The 18,010-nt window shown below is 28.6% G+C and carries 19 protein-coding genes; 4 read left to right on the top strand and 15 right to left on the bottom strand.

All coding sequences use genetic code 11. The features are described 5' to 3' along the window. Positions 1-113: 113 nt before the first annotated feature. The gene (locus ACZ41D_RS06445; RefSeq protein ID WP_464153082.1) at positions 114-2,105 is read right to left on the bottom strand and encodes a cell division FtsA domain-containing protein; all 1,992 of its coding nucleotides are present in this window, start codon (positions 2,103-2,105) and stop codon (positions 114-116) included. A 206-nt stretch (positions 2,106-2,311) separates the two neighbouring features. Here ACZ41D_RS06445 and ACZ41D_RS06440 point away from each other — a divergent pair, with 206 nt between their 5' ends. Next, positions 2,312-2,794 (top strand): zinc ribbon domain-containing protein, encoded by a 483-nt coding sequence (locus tag ACZ41D_RS06440; RefSeq protein WP_464153081.1) that lies wholly within the window; start codon positions 2,312-2,314, stop codon positions 2,792-2,794. A gap of 124 nt (positions 2,795-2,918) precedes the next feature. Here the strand turns inward: ACZ41D_RS06440 and ACZ41D_RS06435 are convergent, their stop codons facing one another. The 13 genes from ACZ41D_RS06435 to ACZ41D_RS06375 all read right to left on the bottom strand — a co-directional run bounded on the left by ACZ41D_RS06435 (position 2,919) and on the right by ACZ41D_RS06375 (position 13,493). Further along, on the bottom strand, positions 2,919-3,911 hold the full coding sequence (locus tag ACZ41D_RS06435) for a hypothetical protein (protein ID WP_464153080.1): 993 nt from the start codon (positions 3,909-3,911) through the stop codon (positions 2,919-2,921). Beyond that, entirely contained in the window at positions 3,908-4,456 is a 549-nt protein-coding gene (locus ACZ41D_RS06430) for a sigma-70 family RNA polymerase sigma factor (RefSeq protein ID WP_464153079.1), read from the bottom strand. Before ACZ41D_RS06430 ends, ACZ41D_RS06435 begins: the two co-directional genes overlap by 4 nt. Before the next feature lie 221 nt (positions 4,457-4,677). Further along, complete coding sequence (locus ACZ41D_RS06425; protein WP_464153078.1) at positions 4,678-5,634, bottom strand: ABC transporter permease; 957 nt, start codon at positions 5,632-5,634, stop codon at positions 4,678-4,680. After that, on the bottom strand, positions 5,615-6,577 hold the full coding sequence (locus ACZ41D_RS06420; protein ID WP_464153077.1) for an ABC transporter ATP-binding protein: 963 nt from the start codon (positions 6,575-6,577) through the stop codon (positions 5,615-5,617). The genes ACZ41D_RS06425 and ACZ41D_RS06420 overlap by 20 nt, the downstream gene beginning before the upstream one ends. Positions 6,578-6,579: 2 nt before the next feature. Further along, complete coding sequence (locus ACZ41D_RS06415) at positions 6,580-7,785, bottom strand: COG1470 family protein (RefSeq protein ID WP_464153076.1); 1,206 nt, start codon at positions 7,783-7,785, stop codon at positions 6,580-6,582. Between the two features lie 90 nt (positions 7,786-7,875). Further along, complete coding sequence (nth, locus tag ACZ41D_RS06410; RefSeq protein ID WP_464153075.1) at positions 7,876-8,505, bottom strand: endonuclease III; 630 nt, start codon at positions 8,503-8,505, stop codon at positions 7,876-7,878. Positions 8,506-8,551: 46 nt separating this feature from the next. After that, a complete protein-coding gene (locus ACZ41D_RS06405; protein WP_464153074.1) occupies positions 8,552-8,836 on the bottom strand; it encodes a DUF503 domain-containing protein in 285 nt (94 codons plus the stop codon). Between the two features lie 59 nt (positions 8,837-8,895). Continuing rightward, positions 8,896-10,086, bottom strand: coding sequence for a glycine C-acetyltransferase (locus tag ACZ41D_RS06400; protein ID WP_464153073.1), 1,191 nt, complete (start codon positions 10,084-10,086; stop codon positions 8,896-8,898). Between the two features lie 162 nt (positions 10,087-10,248). Beyond that, positions 10,249-11,352: a tRNA epoxyqueuosine(34) reductase QueG gene (gene queG, locus ACZ41D_RS06395; RefSeq protein WP_464153072.1), complete on the bottom strand. Its 1,104-nt coding sequence runs from the start codon at positions 11,350-11,352 to the stop codon at positions 10,249-10,251. Between the two features lie 220 nt (positions 11,353-11,572). Beyond that, positions 11,573-12,010, bottom strand: a complete 438-nt coding sequence (locus tag ACZ41D_RS06390) for a GNAT family N-acetyltransferase (RefSeq protein ID WP_464153071.1) — start codon at positions 12,008-12,010, stop codon at positions 11,573-11,575. Positions 12,011-12,057: 47 nt separating this feature from the next. Then, on the bottom strand, positions 12,058-12,282 hold the full coding sequence (locus ACZ41D_RS06385; protein WP_464153070.1) for a hypothetical protein: 225 nt from the start codon (positions 12,280-12,282) through the stop codon (positions 12,058-12,060). Positions 12,283-12,598: 316 nt separating this feature from the next. Next, complete coding sequence (locus ACZ41D_RS06380; RefSeq protein WP_464153123.1) at positions 12,599-12,757, bottom strand: hypothetical protein; 159 nt, start codon at positions 12,755-12,757, stop codon at positions 12,599-12,601. Positions 12,758-12,929: 172 nt separating this feature from the next. Further along, entirely contained in the window at positions 12,930-13,493 is a 564-nt protein-coding gene (locus ACZ41D_RS06375) for a hypothetical protein (RefSeq protein WP_464153069.1), read from the bottom strand. 139 nt (positions 13,494-13,632) lie between these two features. Here ACZ41D_RS06375 and ACZ41D_RS06370 point away from each other — a divergent pair, with 139 nt between their 5' ends. Further along, complete coding sequence (locus tag ACZ41D_RS06370) at positions 13,633-14,229, top strand: N-acetyltransferase family protein (RefSeq protein WP_464153068.1); 597 nt, start codon at positions 13,633-13,635, stop codon at positions 14,227-14,229. Positions 14,230-14,274: 45 nt separating this feature from the next. On the opposite strand, the gene ACZ41D_RS06365 is transcribed toward ACZ41D_RS06370, so the two are convergent. After that, positions 14,275-15,249 carry an alpha/beta hydrolase gene (locus ACZ41D_RS06365; RefSeq protein WP_464153067.1) on the bottom strand — a complete coding sequence of 325 codons (975 nt, stop codon included), beginning with the start codon at positions 15,247-15,249 and terminating at the stop codon, positions 14,275-14,277. Between the two features lie 280 nt (positions 15,250-15,529). On the opposite strand from ACZ41D_RS06365, the gene ACZ41D_RS06360 reads away from it, so the two are divergent. Both ACZ41D_RS06360 and ACZ41D_RS06355 read left to right on the top strand, forming a co-directional pair. Then, positions 15,530-16,924: a hypothetical protein gene (locus ACZ41D_RS06360; RefSeq protein ID WP_464153066.1), complete on the top strand. Its 1,395-nt coding sequence runs from the start codon at positions 15,530-15,532 to the stop codon at positions 16,922-16,924. A 353-nt stretch (positions 16,925-17,277) separates the two neighbouring features. Further along, positions 17,278-18,009, top strand: a complete 732-nt coding sequence (locus ACZ41D_RS06355) for a tRNA 2-thiocytidine biosynthesis TtcA family protein (protein WP_464153065.1) — start codon at positions 17,278-17,280, stop codon at positions 18,007-18,009. Position 18,010: the final 1 nt, after the last annotated feature.

Here is an 18,010-nt window from a genome sequence, read left to right as displayed (position 1 = left end):
CCACAATAATACTGGTTAATTAAAAAATCCTATATCAATGCACAATATCTATAAATTATTCGATATTCCTTCAATTAATTATTATTATGGAAGATATATATTTATGTATATTCTTATCTATCCTTCCAGTAAACCTGAATAACGTCTCCGTCTTTTAATTCATCAGTATACTTAGGGTTTTTACCATTTAGCAGCATAATAAGATTCCCTCTTGGTTTGGATAAATCAAAATCAATATAATTAAATATGTCTACAAAAATAACTTTTTCTTTATCCTTTTTCATATTTATTTTTTTACCGTTTATAGTAACTTCTATAGTCTCATCAATGTTTTGTTGATTATCATTTTTAATTAAGTCAGCTATTATAATATCGCCTTTATTTAATATTGAATTCTCGTGAGCCTTTTTACCATTTAAAAACACATCATATTCCTTAAAGCTAATATTCATGTGCTTAAATAAATCACTAATTGTTTTTATCTCATCAATAGTTATATAATCATTCATGTTAATTGGTATATTTTTATCTATATCAATACCATTAACTTTAATAGCCTTTACTAAATTAATTTTATTTCCATTAAAATTTACTTCTTTAATATGTTCTATACACTCATACAACATAGGTTTATGATTTTCTCCTGATGTAGCATCTATTATTTTTATATTATCTCCATCTTTTAAAGCATATTCTAAGCTAGCGTCTTTCCCATTAACATATATTTTTGCCGGCTCACCAACTCGTCCTCTTATCAGCTTTTTCTCACCATTAATATAATATATAAAATCATTACCTCTTTGAGGTATAAGTTTCCTTGGATTATATCTTAACAAAATTAATGCATCAGAAACTTTTACTTTCTTCGCATTAAAAATACTTACTTTTTCATTATTTACTGTTACTTCAATAAAATCCCTATATCTATTATTAATAGCATTTATCGCTATTCCTAAAGGAGTTATGCCATGAGGTCCTTTTAATTCTTCTGGAATATTCTTTATATCCTCAATAGTATCTGTTCCTCTAATTGCTACTCGTTCTTTAGGTATTTTAAGTTTTTCAGCTATCTTTTCTGATAAACCTGGTATTTGACTTCCACCGCCTATTAGAAATACTGCACTAGGAGCCTTTGAATTATATCGTAAAATTCTACTAGATATTTCCATAGCCAATTCATCAATAACTTCATCAATTTCGCTTAATATCTCATTGTTAGTAAGTTTATGTTCTATACCTAATATGTCACAAAACACATGGTCGTTTTTCTTATTTAAAGCTACTTTTAATTTCTCAGCCGAATCAAAATCTAGCAAATATGTCTTAGCTATCTTTTCTGTAATTTCATCACCAGCTATTGAAGCCATATCATACGCAACTATTGTTCCATCATTTGTTATAGCAATATCCGATGTTCCTGCTCCAATATCTACTAAAGCTAAATTTAATAATCTTAAATTTTTCTTTATCGCAACATTTATAGCAGCAATAGGCTCTAATGTAATATTTATTACTTCTAATCCGACCCTGTCCATTACAGTATAAAGACTATCAATAACCATTTGTGGCAAAAAAGTTGCCAAGAGGTCTACACCTATCTTTTCTCCTCTATGTCCTTCTAAATTCTCCATTAAACTATCTTCTAAATAATAGTTTATTACTGTATATCCTATACAATAATACTTTAGCATACTTTTTTTATAGTCCCGATCAATTAAATTTTGTGCTTCTTGTACAGCAGCTAATTCCAAACTTCTAATTATCCTTTTGTCAATTTCATTAACTATATCAATATTTCTATCTACTCTTACTCTGCTAGTTTGAAGAGAACGTCCTGCAGCAGCAATAGCAACCTCCTTTAACTCAATATTTAACTTTCTTTCTAAAGCTTGTTTCACTTCTTTTACAGTAGCTGCTACTCCATTAATATCATGAATTTGGCCATCATACATATTTCTCTTATTGTGTTCTTTTATTTCATAATCTATAATCTCAAATTCACCAGAAATATACTTACCAACAAGCCCTATAACTGTCCTCGTTCCAATATCCAGTGAAAAAATTAAATCTTTACTATTTACTTTACGACCTAAATCTAATGACATAATTAACAACACCTCTTGTTATAAATATCAATAATTTATTCTCCATAAAATAGATTATTCCCTCTTTTTAAATAAAAAAATGTCCAAAAAAGTAGAAAATAACCTTTAATCTCAATCTTGAAAAGTTTTATATATGTATTTTACACTTTGAAATATCAAAATTATCTAGTAAAATATTATTATAAAGTCAACAAGGGGGTGTTAAGATGGATCTGAAAAATTTTAGTGACAAGATTAATAAATTAAGTAAAAAATCAACAAAAATAGCAAGTAAATTAGGTGAAAAATCTAGCGAAGTAGCAAATACCTTAAGTAAAAAGTCCGAAGAGATGGTGACAATTACGAAGCTCAAAATGAAAATCAATAAGCTTCAGGGAAATATAGAAAGAAAAAAAGAAGAACTTGGTGAAGTAGTATATTCTTCATACATAAATAATGTAGACGATAAAAATAAGGTTACTCTAATTTGTGAAGAAATAAAGGAAATAGAAAATGAAATCCAGAAAATTAACAAAAATATTGAAGCCATCACTCCCGGACCAAAAACTTGTCCTAATTGTGGAGCCAAAATATCAGATAAAGTTAATTTTTGCAGTCAATGTGGTAAAAGAATCACATTTCAAACTTCTTTATCTAGTACAGAAGTGCATAATAATTGTTTATTAACTCAAGAAGATATTGAGGAATAATATTTCATTCAAACTAATATATAATATCTATATATTATACTAAAATTACTAATTTATATGCTTATGCAAATGAGAGAATAGCATATATTTAACTTTGTAGTAACTATGCAATTCTCTCATTTTATTAGTCTATTATTTTAATAAAAAGTTCATTAACCTCACTTGCATTATTTTTTTCTCTTATTTTTAAATTTACAAAACCTTTTTTATTTACTTTAAAATTAGCATAATAATTTTCTCCTTTATTATCACTTAGTTTTTTATCTTCTCTACTTAAAATATCATTATCATATTCAAATTCTAAAGGCACAATCTTGTCTTTGGCTAATAATGTTAACACAGATCCTTCTTTTAACTTAATTTCATTAGTTGACAGAGCAAAACTTCCATCATTATTAAATTCAATAGGAATAAAATATCTATATATTTTATCATTTTGAAGCGTAATTTTATCATTTTTTTCAAAATAATTATCATTGTGTTCTACTCTTTCCTCTATTAACATTCCATTATTTATTTCAATTTTACCTTCTGGAACATAATTCTCCTCTAAATAAGTAGTTATAGAATCATTATTATATTTAATAAATCTGTAATGGATAAAATTCCCATCCTCATTTTTTGATGAAACCAGTGCAAATTTGCTTTCACTAAAAGGCATACTCATAATAACAACAGGATTAGGTATATTAGCATTTTCCATCATGCTACTATATATAATTTTATAATTGCCATTTAGATCTTTTTTCCATAAAATTGCCAATAAATTATTTACATTATTTGGATTGTCTACGATAAAATAATTAGCTAAATAATTGTTATTATCTCCCAATTCTATAGACTGTTGCAATATAGGTGTACTTCTATTAGAATGTTTGTTATTATCTATTTGCATAAAACTATATACGACTACTAAAAATAAAAGAAAAACCGTTGTTCCTTTTAATAACAATTTTTTATTTAAAAACCTTTCAAATAAATTCTTCTTTATAGAACTATTATTTTCTATTCTTTTATATACTAATTTTCTACTTTGTTCAAAATTAAGTTTTGTAAAAAACTGTTCTGACTGATGACGGGCAATCTTTAATTTATCATCTAATTCTCTATCTTTCATATTAGTGCCTCCTCAGCCAATATTTTTTTTAACTTTTCTCTACCCCTACAAAGTCTAGTTCTAACAGTGCTCTCTTTAAGATTTAATATTTGTGCTATCTTAACAGTAGACATTTCTTCAAAATAATATAATACTATTACTACCCTGTATTTAGTTGGTAAATCCATAACTTTGCTAAATATTTCTCCGCCTTCAACTTCTTCAAATAATCGATTTGAATCATATTGGTCCTTTATTCTGTTAATTTTTTTTACATTATCCCATAACAATATTTTTTTTATTGATGATGAAGTTAAATAATCACGGCATTTATTTATTGTTATTTTATAAATCCATGTATAGTAGGAACTATCACCTCTAAAGTCATCTAATTTTTCATAAACCTTATAGAATACTTCTTGCGCAATATCTTCCGCTTGATATCTATCTCTTACATAGTAATACGCTAGTTTTATTACTTTATCACCAAATCTTCTCATTAAATAATCTAAAGCTTCATTTTTATCAGGTTTTTCAACTAATTGAAGTTTTGATTTTGTAAGCACATTAATCAACTCCAATATAATGAATAATTATCTAACAACTAATTTCACATGTCTTTTAGCATATAACTATATGTAAATAAGTTCCATTCTATAATTATCAAGAATTGGAAAATATACTTTCACCTGGCTTATTCAAGTGACTCTCTTATTCCTTATATTAGAGTACTTGAATACCAATACAGGGAAAGTATATTTTCCTTAAAATACTTTAAACTTTTAAATTAGCTAGCCTTTATTTCCTGTTTCATGAACAATATATAAGATATCACAAAACAAATCATTATCATTGAAATCATTATGACTAAATGTGCCCAAATTAATAGTATACTCTGGCCGAGTGGCAATACACCGTCTATAGCTCCTTCTAACTGACTAGTCAATACAAGTCCAGTAGTTCTTACTCCAGGATTCAATATAGTAGTCATCGCCTCGTTATAGATAGTCAGAGGTGATATTCTCTCTAAATTTTGCTGCAAAGATTGATGTTTAAAAACTGTATCAATTGTTGAATAATCGTCAATTGGATATAATCCATTTGCAATTAATCCTGCAATAAGAACAATAAAAATTGATAAAAAAAGCCATAACGCTATCCCTGCTAAAGCAGAAGTAGCAGATTGCTTAAAAATCAATGAGAACATCAGAGAAATAGCATACCATACACCAATATATAATATTGTTATAATTAAATAAACTAATAATCTCCCAATTTCTTCAAGAGTAGGTGGAATCCCAATTAATATAATCCCTAACGCTCCAACTGCTAGGCCAAGATACAATACCATCATAGACAAAATTGTAAGTCCAGAAAGAAATTTACCATTTATAACTGTGTCTCTATAAATTGGTTGTGACAATAATAGGTTCAATGTTCCTCTTGATTTTTCTCCATTAATTGCATCAAAACCTAGTGAAAGTCCTATTAATGGTCCTAAAAAAGATATAAAAGAAACAAACGATGGTATAGAATCACCACTACTTGTAAACAATTTAAGGAATATAAAATCATTATATTCTTTATTTACAACTTCCCTTATCCCAACTCCAGCACTATATATACTCGAAATTCCTATAATAAAAATAAGGAACAATATTATCATGAATCTCTTACTTCTTAAATTATCAATGATCTCCTTTTTATACAAAACCTTTAAACCATCATGCTCGAAGGGTTTCATATAATCCCTCCTTTTTTACAAAAAAGCTTTTATAAATATCGTCAAGGTCACGTTCTATCGGCTTTAAATGAAGAATTGTCAAATTATTTTCATATATTTTTTTCATCAATTCTTTTCTTATATCTATTTCTGATTCTATAATTAGTTTACCCTCTTTTTCCGTAATTCCTTTCACTCCACTAATATCATTTATAATATTTTCTAATCTATTACTTTTATCGTCAACCTTAATCTCAAATGAATATCCCTTTTGATCAAATACTTGTTGACCTAAAGTATCAATAGGTCCAGAGGCTAATAGCTTTCCTTTTACAAAAATACCTACTCTATCGCATATCTTTTGTATTTGGTAAAGAAGATGAGAAGATATTAAAACAGTTCTCCCATCTTTTTTAGAGAGGTTTCTAATTAAGCTAAGTACATCTTCAATACCTTCAGGATCTAAACCTAATGTCGGTTCGTCAAATATTACAATTTTAGGATCTTTTATGAGTATATTGGCTATTCCTAATCTTTGACGCATTCCTCTTGAATACGTTCCTACTTTTTTATCTCTTGCGTCTATAAGCCCTACCCTTTTTAACACATAATCAATTTTTTCATCTAAACCTTCACGTGATAAACCATTTAATTCTGCAATGAATCTCAAATTTTCTCTACCAGTTAAGTCTTGATAAAATCCAATATTATCAGGTAAATATCCTACTATCTTCTTGACTTTAATTGGCTCTCTAGTCGAATTATGTCCATCAATTAATACTTTACCATTAGTTGGTTCTGTTAATCCTAACATCATCAAAATTGTAGTCGTTTTACCAGCACCATTAGGCCCTAAAAGGCCATATATTTCTCCTTGCTTAATTGTAAGATTCAAATCATTAACAGCTACTAATTCACCATATTTTTTTGTCAAATTTTTAATTTCTATAATATCTGTGGTCATAACTATCGTCTCCCATACTTATTAAATATGAAGTATAATCCTGCAATTAATCCTACTATTATTATTACTCCTACTATTCCCCAGGCAGTAGAAGTTTTTACACTAATTCTAAATTCTGCGCTGCTACTATCTTCTGGATTCCTAGCTGTTAATTTTACAACATAATCTCCTGCTAAAGCTTTGCTATCAGGTTTTATATATGCTTTTACCTCTTTACTCTCACCTGCTTTTAATAAGTCTATTTCTTTTGGTTCAAAATCAACTGTCCAATTACTAGGTTCCCATGAAGTCAGTGTTATATCCTCTAGATCCGCACTCCCATTATTACTTACAACTAGTTTTATTTCTTTTTGCTTTCCTGCATATGCGTCCTCACTTAGTCTACCCGTTGGTGTTGAAAGATTTATATCATATGTTCCTTTAATTATTACTTTTAAATCTTGTTTTAATGTTTCATCGGCAGATTTTGCTATTATTGGAATAGTATATTCGCCTGCTTCAACAAATTCAGGAGGATCAATATTTATGTCTAATCCTTGGTTCTTATTAGGTTCTACACTTATACTAGCAATCTTTTCACTTGAATATGCTGGTGAAAATGTTGCTTGCCATCCTCTTGGTACATTTGCTTCTAAACTATATGATTGGGTTTTACTACTATTGTTTGCTAAATCTACCCTAAATTTAAAATTAGTTGATGATGTCCCTTCCAAATCTGGATATTCAACTGTAAACTTACTATCTTTTTCAGTTACTTCTACCACATTTATTTCAAGTACCAATTTGTCATAAACTCCTGTTCCTTTTGCTTCAATGGCCACTTGATAATTTCCTGTTTTTGTATCTGTAGGAATATTGATGCTTAAATCTAGATTTACATATGAGTTATCATCAATAAATACTTTATTTACTGATCTACCCCCTCCTTTTAGATCCCATTCCCAATTATCTGGAATAGAACTAATAGATACTCCCACTTTCTGTGAATTAGCAGTGTTATTTCTAATTTTTAAAGAAAAATCAAGGGTTTCTCCAGCTTTTGCTTCTAAACCAGTAAAAGGTGTACTAATAACCAAACCACTTTCTGCAAAAACATTCATTGGAATAAAAAGCAGTAAAGCAATCATAAGAACCAATGAAAAACTCTTAAACCTCCACATATTCGACTTCCAATTGAGTTTTTTGTTATGATTTTTCAATGTATTCATGTCATAATTCCTCCTTACTGATTTATATTTAGTATCTATACATTTAGACGATTTAAAAGATAATAACGCTACAAAAAAATTAAAAGGCCCTTAATTAATTGGGCCTAAATTTTTATATTCATATTCACAAATTTTAATTAATTGACATCTATAGCACTCTGGTTTGCGAGCTTTACAAGTTCTTCTTCCATGCCATATTAATAAGTGGTGAGCTTTACTCCACATTTCTTTATTTATAGCCTTCATCAGCTTTTCTTCAGTTTCTAAAGGATTCTTAGTTTTCACAATACCTATCCTATTAGATACCCTAAAAACATGAGTATCAACAGCAATAGCTGGCTTACCAAAAGCATTTGATAAAACCACATTTGCAGTTTTTCTACCTACGCCGTTTAGGCTAGTTAAATCTTCTAAATTTTGGGGCACTTCTCCATTGAATTTTTCCTTTAATAATCTACAAGTCTTCATAATATTATTAGCCTTACTTCTATGTAATCCAATCATTTTAATTTTCTCTTGCAGCTCTTCAACTGATAAAGTTAAAAATGATTCTAAATCCGGATATTTATCAAACAACGTTTCAGTCACTTTATTAACCTTCACATCAGTAGTTTGAGCAGATAAGATTGTTGCTATCAATAGTTGAAATGGCGTCTTATAATTTAGTTCACAATGTGCATCAGGATATAATTTACTTAGTATTTCTAGAACTTCCTTCACTTGCTTTTTATTAAGCATATTTACCGTGCTCCTTTCTACTATTCTACTACAACATCTCTACATCATAATCCATTATCTCAACTTCACTATTTCTATCTATAAATTTAATAACACTATCTATTATCTGCTGCACATGAACTGTATCATTAGATACACAAGCAAAACCTATTAGTGAACTCCTCCATTTTTCATTTAAGTCAACCTCAGCAATTGATACATTATATCTTGACTTTATTTTTCCTATTATACTCTTAATTACATGCCTTTTATCCTTTAGAGAATTTGCTTCATAAATCATCAATTTAATAGTACAAACTCCTACTATCAACATAATCACCCCGTTGTTACATAGCTAAAAGGTGGCCTTTAATCAGGCCACCTTGATTTATTTTATTCTAAAATATTCATTTCCTTTCCAACCTTTTCAAATGCCGCTACTGCTCTATCAAGTTGTTCTTCACTATGACCAGCAGTAACCATACATCTAACTCTACCTGTTCCTCTAGGAACCGTTGGAAATACTATACCTGAAACAAATACTCCATTGTCAAATAATTTTCTACTAAATTCCATAGTCTTAGCTTCGTCACCTATAATAACAGGTGTGATAGGAGTTTCGCTATGTCCTGTATTAAATCCTAATTTACCAAGTTTTTCTTTAAAGTATTTAGCATTACTCCATAGCCTATCTGTATATTCTGTTGTTTCCATTAGCATTTTAATTGCTTCTATTATTGCTCCAACTGCTGCTGGTGGTAATGAAGTACTAAATAGTATTGGTCTTCCTCTGTGATTTAGCCACTCTTGCATTGTCTTGCTTCCAGCAACGTAACCACCTACTACACCAATAGCTTTTGATAATGTTCCAATGGAGAAGTCTACTCTTCCATGTAAACCAAAGTGGTCAACAGTACCTCTTCCGCTTTCTCCTAGTACACCAGAACCGTGAGCATCATCTACATAAGTCATTGCTTCATATTTTTCTGCTAATTCTACTATTTCAGGAAGCTTAGCTATATCTCCGTCCATACTGAAAACACCATCAGTAATAATCAAAATATTTTTATATTTGTCTCGATTTTCCTTTAGTACTCTTTCTAAGTCATTCATATCTGAATGTTTGAAAATAGCCTTATCAGCTTTGCTTAGTCTTGTTCCGTCTATAATACTAGCATGGTTTAATTCATCAGAAATTATTAAATCTCCTCTTTCTGTAATAGCTTGAATTGTTCCTGCATTACAATTAAATCCTGATTGGAATGTCATAGCTGCTTCTTCTCTTTTAAATTTTGCAAGCAATTCTTCTAATTCTTCGTGAATATCCATATTACCAATAATTGTTCTAACTGCTCCAGCACCTGCACCATATTTTTCAACTGCTTCAATTGCAGCTTTCTTTAGCCTTGGATGATTTGCAAACCCAAGATAGTTGTTAGATGAAAGATTTATTACCTTTTTGCCATTTAATATTACTTCTGCTTCATTTGGACCTTCTAATATAGGTAGTTTTCTATATACCCCTTGATCTTTTAATTCTTGAATTTTTTCTTTTAAATAATTTAGTTCATGTACATTACTCATTTTATGTACCTCCTTAAATATTAATAATTATAATTATAACTATTTCATCTTTTGTTAAACAATAAATTATTGCAAAGGTTTTCTCGCTATATTAATCCAGTAGAATTTTATTCCAACTATTATATTAACACAACCCATTAAATAAATAAACTTTTTTTATAACTATTTAAAAAATATTTTGATAATCTTTTCTATTTCATCCCTCACATATTCATTTTGTTCTTTTTGCAAATGTTGATTTAAAATCAATCTTCCTTTTTCCTTATCTATTTTCATTAATGCCCATGCAGCATATTCCCGTACTTTAGGGCTATTATCATTTATAGCTTTTTCTGCTATATCAAAACCTTTTTTCATGTTCCCAAGTGCAATAAGACTGTTCCTTTTCAAAATATTTTTTCCTCTCCAGCTCCCAGACATATCCCCATATTTCTCTTTAAACTCTTTATTTGACATTTTAAATAATTCTTCTATATCTATTAATCCATGTGTTTTATTAGGTAAAAACTCTTCAATATTTGCAATCTTTACCCCTTTATTTTTAGGACATACAAGCTGACAGGTATCACAGCCATAAACCTTAATCCCCATTTTATCTCTTAGCTCAAAAGGAATCTTATTATTAGTCTGAGTAAGATATGAAATACATTTCTTTGAATTTACTATATAACCCTTTTCAATAGCGCCTGTGGGACAAGCATCGATACATAAAGTGCAGTCTCCACAATCTTCTTCTACCTGATCATCTTCTTCAATTTCTAAATTAGTAATCATATATCCAATAAATATAAATGAACCATAATCATTATTAATTATTGAACAATTTTTCCCGTACCAACCTATACCTGCTCTTTTAGCTATTTCTCTGTCAACCAAAGGACCTGTATCAACATATATCTTATACTCAAGCTCTATTACCTTTTTTATCTCTTGTGCCAAATCTTCTAGCTTTTCACTCAAAACTTTATGATAGTCAATTCCCCAAGATGATCTCGAAATATTTCCTTTTAGTTTTACATTGTCATCTCTTTTATAATTTGCATTATACGACATTCCTATACATATAATCGATTTTGCATTAGGCATTATTAACTTAGGATCTACTCTTTTATTTATATCCTGTACTTCAAATTCAGTATGGTAATTCTTTTTCTGTCTCTCTTTAAGGATTTTTTCTAGGTTTTCAAAAATATCTGCTTTACAAAATCTAATAATATCTATGTTTATTTCTTTTGATTTTTTTATTATAAATTTTTTTAAATCCATATGATTTTCTTCCTTTTGTTAGTTGTATTATTGAAACAAATAACCTTAATCTAACATTCCCTGATAAATATGAACCACTTCATTTTCTATTATTATAAAAGTATGTTGATACCAATAGAAATACCTAAAAATAACTTGCTATTTTTCATATTAATCTTTCCCCATTATAAACTCAATGTATAAGAAAAACCATTAGCTGTCTCTCCACTTTTTTTAAAGCCTAGACTTTCAAATAATTTTGAGAAGCAATGTTATATTTATATATTTCTCTAACCTTTATTTCATGATAACCTAAATTCATTGCTCTTTTTATTAATGCTTTAATAACCTTTTTACCTATACCCTTTCCACGATATTTTTTATCTCCTATAACAATAGGCATATCTTCTTTCCAAAATGTAACATCACCAATCGGTATAAATTCATCATTATCTAATACTTCAATAAAATACAATTCACCAATATTATCTAAATACTCATACATTTTCTTTAGTTTATTATAATCATATTTCTCTGCATCTAAACCATCAACTAATTTCACAGTTTCTTCGTCTTGATACCACTCAAATGCAAAAGAATAATTATTATCAAACTTTCTTAATCTTAGTTCATTATTAATATGTACTATGTTTGGTTGCTCAATATTCTCTATTGACATATTTTATCACTTCCATTACTATATCATTACAAAAAAGTATACTAATACTATCTTATTATTGATAAAATTATTAACAAAGTCAGTATAATCATTGCTACTAATGATGACTTTTTACAAAAGTTTATAGCATCATCACTTAATTCAGGTTCTTCCTTGTACATCCATCTTTTACCAAACAATAAACTTCCTTTAGGATCTATATACGCCCAAATTAATGCTCCATATAAAGGTATTAGTAAAATGACTAATACAAATATTTCAGGCCCACTCAAAGTTATCCACCCCTTAAAAATTATTATTCTCATCATATCTTTCAAATAATGGGACTAATGATTCAATTACGTTTTCAAAATCCTTTTCAACTATTCTTACCTCCTGCAACGTTAGCACTTATAAATTGAAAAATTTTAGTACACAGTGATTATGCAACCTTTCACTTAATTATTATATTGATAAGATTACAAATAGTAACCTTAATATAATAATACTAATTATTCATTTAACTTATTATAGATATAATTACCTTGTTCTTCTCCTATTGCAAGTTTTATTTCACTAATTAAATTCTCTGTATTTTTAATTTCTAATTTATTTAAAATATTCATTGTATTTTTCTATTCCAAATAAATTTTCAATTAATAACCAAGCACTATATTCTGCAAAACTTTCATTTAACCAATCTTCCCATGTTGTAACATCTGCACCATTCCACCAAATATGTGCTATCTCATGAGCTAAAGACTTTATTAATTCTTGTAAATTTTCTTATTACCAAATTTATCAATATAGAAATTTATTATCCTTTCAGTATATTTAACTATTTGACTCACCATTTTATGCCCATTTTCACTAATACTATAAAAATTAATTACTATACCATTAGCTTCTACCCTTTGTTCTCTATAGTTTTTAACTCCTATTACATAACAATCATTATAGGTAAAGTAGTTAATAAAGGATACCAGGGCGAATACACATTAAGCTCGATAAAATCTTCACTTATCTGATTAATCTCTATATCTTCAATTTTATCAATAACACCATTATATTTAATTTTGATACTGCTCCCTTGAATTTTGCTTGTTAAAATATACCTTTTACTTTCTGGAAGATAAGGTAATGGCTTCTCTTCGAAATTTTCTTCAAATTTAACTTCTTGATTGCTATCAACTATTTCCTCTATTTTCAAATTTTTATGTAAGTAAAATTCTATAGTGTCCTTATGAATTTCATTAAATTGTATATTTACTTCAGAATGAATTGTTTTCTTTATCGGGTTAATCTTAGCCTTAATTAAATATTTAATTGTCATTACAACAACTCCTTTGTTTATATTCTTTACCACAATAACCGCTTTAATATATATTCCATATATTTCACTAATCTCCTTTATTTTCGAAGTACTATTTTGTATAATATTGTCTTGATTTATTCTATTATTACATCTTGTTCGCTTAACTTTTTCTCTTGATATAGTTCTCAATATTTGATAAAATGCTAATATTATACAATATCAATCATATATATTTAATTATTCTAGGAGGTGGTTACATGGAAAGTGATATTAGTGATATTTCTCATATTATCAATGATTATATAATTAAAAATAGGAGGAAAATGTTATGTGTAACCACCAAGATAAAAATGTTACTAAAGAGCTTTATAAACGTGTATATGAACTAAAAGATGGTAAAAAGCTTATTATTAGAAATCCAAAGTTAGGTGATGAAGAAGGATTAATAAATCAAATGAAAACTGTTGATAATGAAACAAGATTCTTAGCCCGTGAGCCTGGTGAATTTGACTTCACACTTGAACAAGAAAGAGAGTTTATTAAGAATACTATGAACAATGAACATATGCAATTCTTGATTGGAGAAATCGATGGTAAGATCATAGCTAATTGTTCAGTTGGCATAATATCAAATAATAAAAGATATCGTCATAGAGCCACAATGGGCATTGCTATATGTAAGGAATATTGGAATAAGGGTATTGGTAAAATGATGATGCATGAATGCATTAAATGGTGTAAAGATAAAGAAATTGAACAGCTTGAACTTGAAGTAGTTACTCAAAATAATCGTGCTATCTCAATGTATAAAAGTTTTGGTTTTCAAATTTATGGTACAAAAAAACACGCATTGAAATATGGTGATGGAACCTATGCAGATGAGTATTTTATGATTTTATTCTTGAACAGTATAAATCCTATGTAGAAATTTCTACATAGGATTTGTTTAAACTCCAAAATTAACATAGCTCTATTTTATTGTTTGAAACTTTTCTATGAATTCAAAAATAATTCTTTCATACTCATCTGGGTAATCATCGTATATTTCAGCATGTGAACTGTCTTCAACAGTAAACAATTTCTTCTTATTGTGTAATACTGAATTATAAATATCTACGCCCATAAAATAAGGCGTCAATTCATCTGCTTTACTATTTATAACTAATAAAGGTACTGTAGATTTTTTTATATGATTACAAACATTAGCATCCTCATAAGAAAAACCTAATTTTACTTTTGTAAATAAATTCCCCATAAACATCATAAAATCTACTGGTATACCTATATCCATTTCTTTTAATTCAGAAGAGAGCATATAACTCATATCACTAATAGGACAATCTAATATAGCAAAATCAACATTCTGGTTTGCTTGTTCTGAACCAAGGTAAATCCCAACAGTTGCTCCTCCAAATGAAGTACCCCAAACCCCTATTTTATTATTATCACTAATATTGTTCTTTAAATATGTAATGCAATCCTCTAAATCATGACTTTCTAAATAACCATATGTAGTATACTGTGCAGTATTCTCTCCTGAGCTTCGCTGGTCATATGAAATAACATTATATCCATTCTCTAAAAACACTTTGGCAATAGGATAATTTGCCAATCGATTCCCTCCTAAGCCGTGAACCATTACTATAGTATCTACATTCTTATTTCCTTCTGAAATAATATAATCAACTGGAATTGTGTGTCCATCAAGTGAAGATTTTAATTGTATAGTCTCAATTTTATATTTTGATTTAAATCCTTCCAAATCAAAACCTACCTTCTCAAAATACTCTTTTACTTTTTCAATACTTGTACTTTCATTGTCCACCATTTGCATAGAGCCATTAAAAACAGACTGTCCAGTAAAATAGCAAGTACCAATTATACCAGCTACTATAACAATTCCTAAAACTACCCCAATAACTTTAAATATTTTTCTCTTTTTCATATTATGATCCCCTTCCGCTAGTTAATGGATAATTATTAATTCCATATATTTTGCTAATTTCCTTTATTTTTAGGTATTCTATTTTGTAAAACATATCTTGTGCTTGAGTTATCTACTCGTAGCAAAGTTTAAGCTTTTAAAATTTAGTAAAATATTTTAATATGCAATTTTCTCACTTATCAAAAAGAAAGATACCTAGTCTATATTTTATACTTAATTTGTAACATAAAAAAAGCTACTTCATATAGTATTGTAGAAAAGACTAGGAGGTGTTATGTCAATGGCTGACATTATTCAATCTTGTGATTGTATTCCTTATGAAAATTTAAATTGTTGTAGCTCTTTTAATGGTATTTCCGTAATGCAACCAAAGTGTCAAAGCATTCCTAATGGTAAAATAGTTAATAACCCTTGCTTTGACCCTGAAAGTGGTAAATCCTATTGGAGCTATAAATTTTTAACTGATTGTTCCCAGGATACCCGTTCTATTAACAATATTTTAATTCCTATTTGCTTATCAATTCCTAGAGAAAATATTATTGTAAGTGAAAAAATAGATGGATGTGGAGAGTTTAATAGTGTTGATTTTGAATTAGTTTTAGATGATCCTAATTTTGGAGTACCTCCTGAAGGATTTCAATGGTTAAAAATTGATACAAACAGTCGATTTGATAAAGGCATTTGTGTAGAATATCGACTAGAGTTAAGTGGAAATTTCCCTGTTTCTACTCATCCTATCAATGTTACAGCTTCTACCAATTTGCTAATTTTTGATTGTAATGGTGGTTTTTTAGTACCAGAATGTAATCCACAAGGTACTTTAAATATTTCTAAAGATTGCAGTTATACTATTGAAAATAACGAAGCTATTTTAAATTATTCTTTAGCCGTAAGTAATATTGGTAATGCATCATTGAGTAACGTACAATTTAAAGATACTATTATTGTTCCTTCTGTAATATCATTAGGAAAGATTACCATAGAGCCATCTGATTTAAAAATTGATACTCTTTTATCTGGTGAAGTAATTATTAGTGGAAGCTTAGGAGATATTGACCCAAGTCAAGTTAAGAATATCAGTTATCGTATTCCAATAACATCTATAAAAGTACCTGGTTCATATGTTATCTCTAATACAGCCCAAGTTTCTGCTAATGAAACCTCAGCCACTGCCACCTGTTCAACTACATTAAACGCAGTACAGATTAATACAACAAACTGTTGCCAATTAACTGAACCAGCAGCCGGAGAATTCCAAGTTACCCTATCATCTATTGGTCAATCTCCTAGTGCTGTTGTAGATATAGTTAGCAATATATTTATTCCAGGAGGTGTGACTCTCAAATTTACCAGCATAGATGGATGTGTAGCAACTTTCGCAAATAGTGATGAAACAGTTCCTGTAAATACAGATCTAGTTGGTCCATTAAGAATTAATATAACTTGTGACAATATCTCTATCCCATCAGGTGGATTTATAAGAAAAAGCATTGGATTTACTGTAGTGTCTATTTCAGTATTCCATCAAGTCTCTATTCAAAACACTGTAGAATCAGTTACTCCTACTTCCCCAGATAAACAAATATTCTTAAGTTCAGGTATCTTTCCTATTGAAGCAAATGTAACAGTAGAAACTACTTTAGGATGTACCAAACCTTGTTCCCTAGAGTTATAGTTCTTTAATGCACAAATTAAAAAGACTCCTTTTACTACTAGCAAAAGGAGTCTTTAACTTATTTAAGTGATATTCGAAGCATATATGAACATAATTTTATACTATATCAAATAGTACATTTTATTCTAAAAATTCCTTCATTATAATCTTCTTTTAATACAACTTGCTCTATTTTGGTTTTAATAATTCTATCAGAATCGATATTACTCATGTCTGTGTTCTCCTTTCATGTTTTAATTTATGAGGTCAAAATTATTTTATTATACAATTTCCTCATTCAATATTTCGACCCTAATTCTACAAATTATGTTATACTTATTTATAATCAATACATAAATTCGTGGAGGTATATAATGAGAAAGTGGTATAATAAATTGTTCTTAAATGATATAAGAAATGCAGTAGAAAATTATAATCTTATTAATAATGGTGATAGGATATTAGTTGGTTTGTCTGGAGGAAAGGATAGTATTTTCCTTTTATATGGCTTAATGCTTCTAAGAGAAAATTCATATTTAGATTTTCATATTGCAGGGTGCCATATTGACATAGATGTAGGAGTGGATATGTCCCCTATTGAGGAATTTTGTCAAAAAAACAGTGTCCAATTTATTAAGAAAGAAACTGACATTATTAAAAAAGCACTTGATGATAAAAAATCTCCTTGCTACCTATGCTCTAAATTTAAGAGAGGTGCTATATCTGATATAGCTAAGGAAAATAATTTCAATAAAATAGCATTTGGACATCACAAATCTGATGTAGTAGAAACGCTACTTATGAATATTATCTTTACTGGACAGCTTGGTACTTTTAAACCCAATACCTATAACGATGAAAAAAAGCTTTATTTAATAAGACCCCTTATTTACGTTGAAGAAAATACTATAGAAAAAGTAGTTAGTTTAGAAAATCTTCCTTTAGCTAAAGGGAAAAAATGTCCCCTAGATAAGGAGACAAAGCGAGAAGAAATAAAAGATTTAGTATCATTTATTAAGAAAAAATATCCTGATTTTGAAGATAAAAGCTTAAAGGCAATAGAGAATATAGACTTAAATAGTTTATGGCATTATAACCATAAATAAG

This window comes from Brassicibacter thermophilus (assembly GCF_055378355.1).
This window is presented reverse-complemented; position numbering and strand designations above follow the sequence as displayed.

Coding starts and splice junctions, on each gene's coding strand:
- ACZ41D_RS06445 (WP_464153082.1), bottom strand. CDS start 2,105: ATGTCATTAGATTTAGGTCGTAAAGTAAATAGTAAAGATTTAATTTTT.
- ACZ41D_RS06440 (WP_464153081.1), top strand. CDS start 2,312: ATGGATCTGAAAAATTTTAGTGACAAGATTAATAAATTAAGTAAAAAA.
- ACZ41D_RS06435 (WP_464153080.1), bottom strand. CDS start 3,911: ATGAAAGATAGAGAATTAGATGATAAATTAAAGATTGCCCGTCATCAG.
- ACZ41D_RS06425 (WP_464153078.1), bottom strand. CDS start 5,634: ATGAAACCCTTCGAGCATGATGGTTTAAAGGTTTTGTATAAAAAGGAG.
- ACZ41D_RS06420 (WP_464153077.1), bottom strand. CDS start 6,577: ATGACCACAGATATTATAGAAATTAAAAATTTGACAAAAAAATATGGT.
- ACZ41D_RS06415 (WP_464153076.1), bottom strand. CDS start 7,785: ATGAATACATTGAAAAATCATAACAAAAAACTCAATTGGAAGTCGAAT.
- ACZ41D_RS06405 (WP_464153074.1), bottom strand. CDS start 8,836: ATGTTGATAGTAGGAGTTTGTACTATTAAATTGATGATTTATGAAGCA.
- ACZ41D_RS06400 (WP_464153073.1), bottom strand. CDS start 10,086: ATGAGTAATGTACATGAACTAAATTATTTAAAAGAAAAAATTCAAGAA.
- queG (WP_464153072.1), bottom strand. CDS start 11,352: ATGGATTTAAAAAAATTTATAATAAAAAAATCAAAAGAAATAAACATA.
- ACZ41D_RS06390 (WP_464153071.1), bottom strand. CDS start 12,010: ATGTCAATAGAGAATATTGAGCAACCAAACATAGTACATATTAATAAT.
- ACZ41D_RS06370 (WP_464153068.1), top strand. CDS start 13,633: ATGTGTAACCACCAAGATAAAAATGTTACTAAAGAGCTTTATAAACGT.
- ACZ41D_RS06365 (WP_464153067.1), bottom strand. CDS start 15,249: ATGAAAAAGAGAAAAATATTTAAAGTTATTGGGGTAGTTTTAGGAATT.
- ACZ41D_RS06360 (WP_464153066.1), top strand. CDS start 15,530: ATGGCTGACATTATTCAATCTTGTGATTGTATTCCTTATGAAAATTTA.
- ACZ41D_RS06355 (WP_464153065.1), top strand. CDS start 17,278: ATGAGAAAGTGGTATAATAAATTGTTCTTAAATGATATAAGAAATGCA.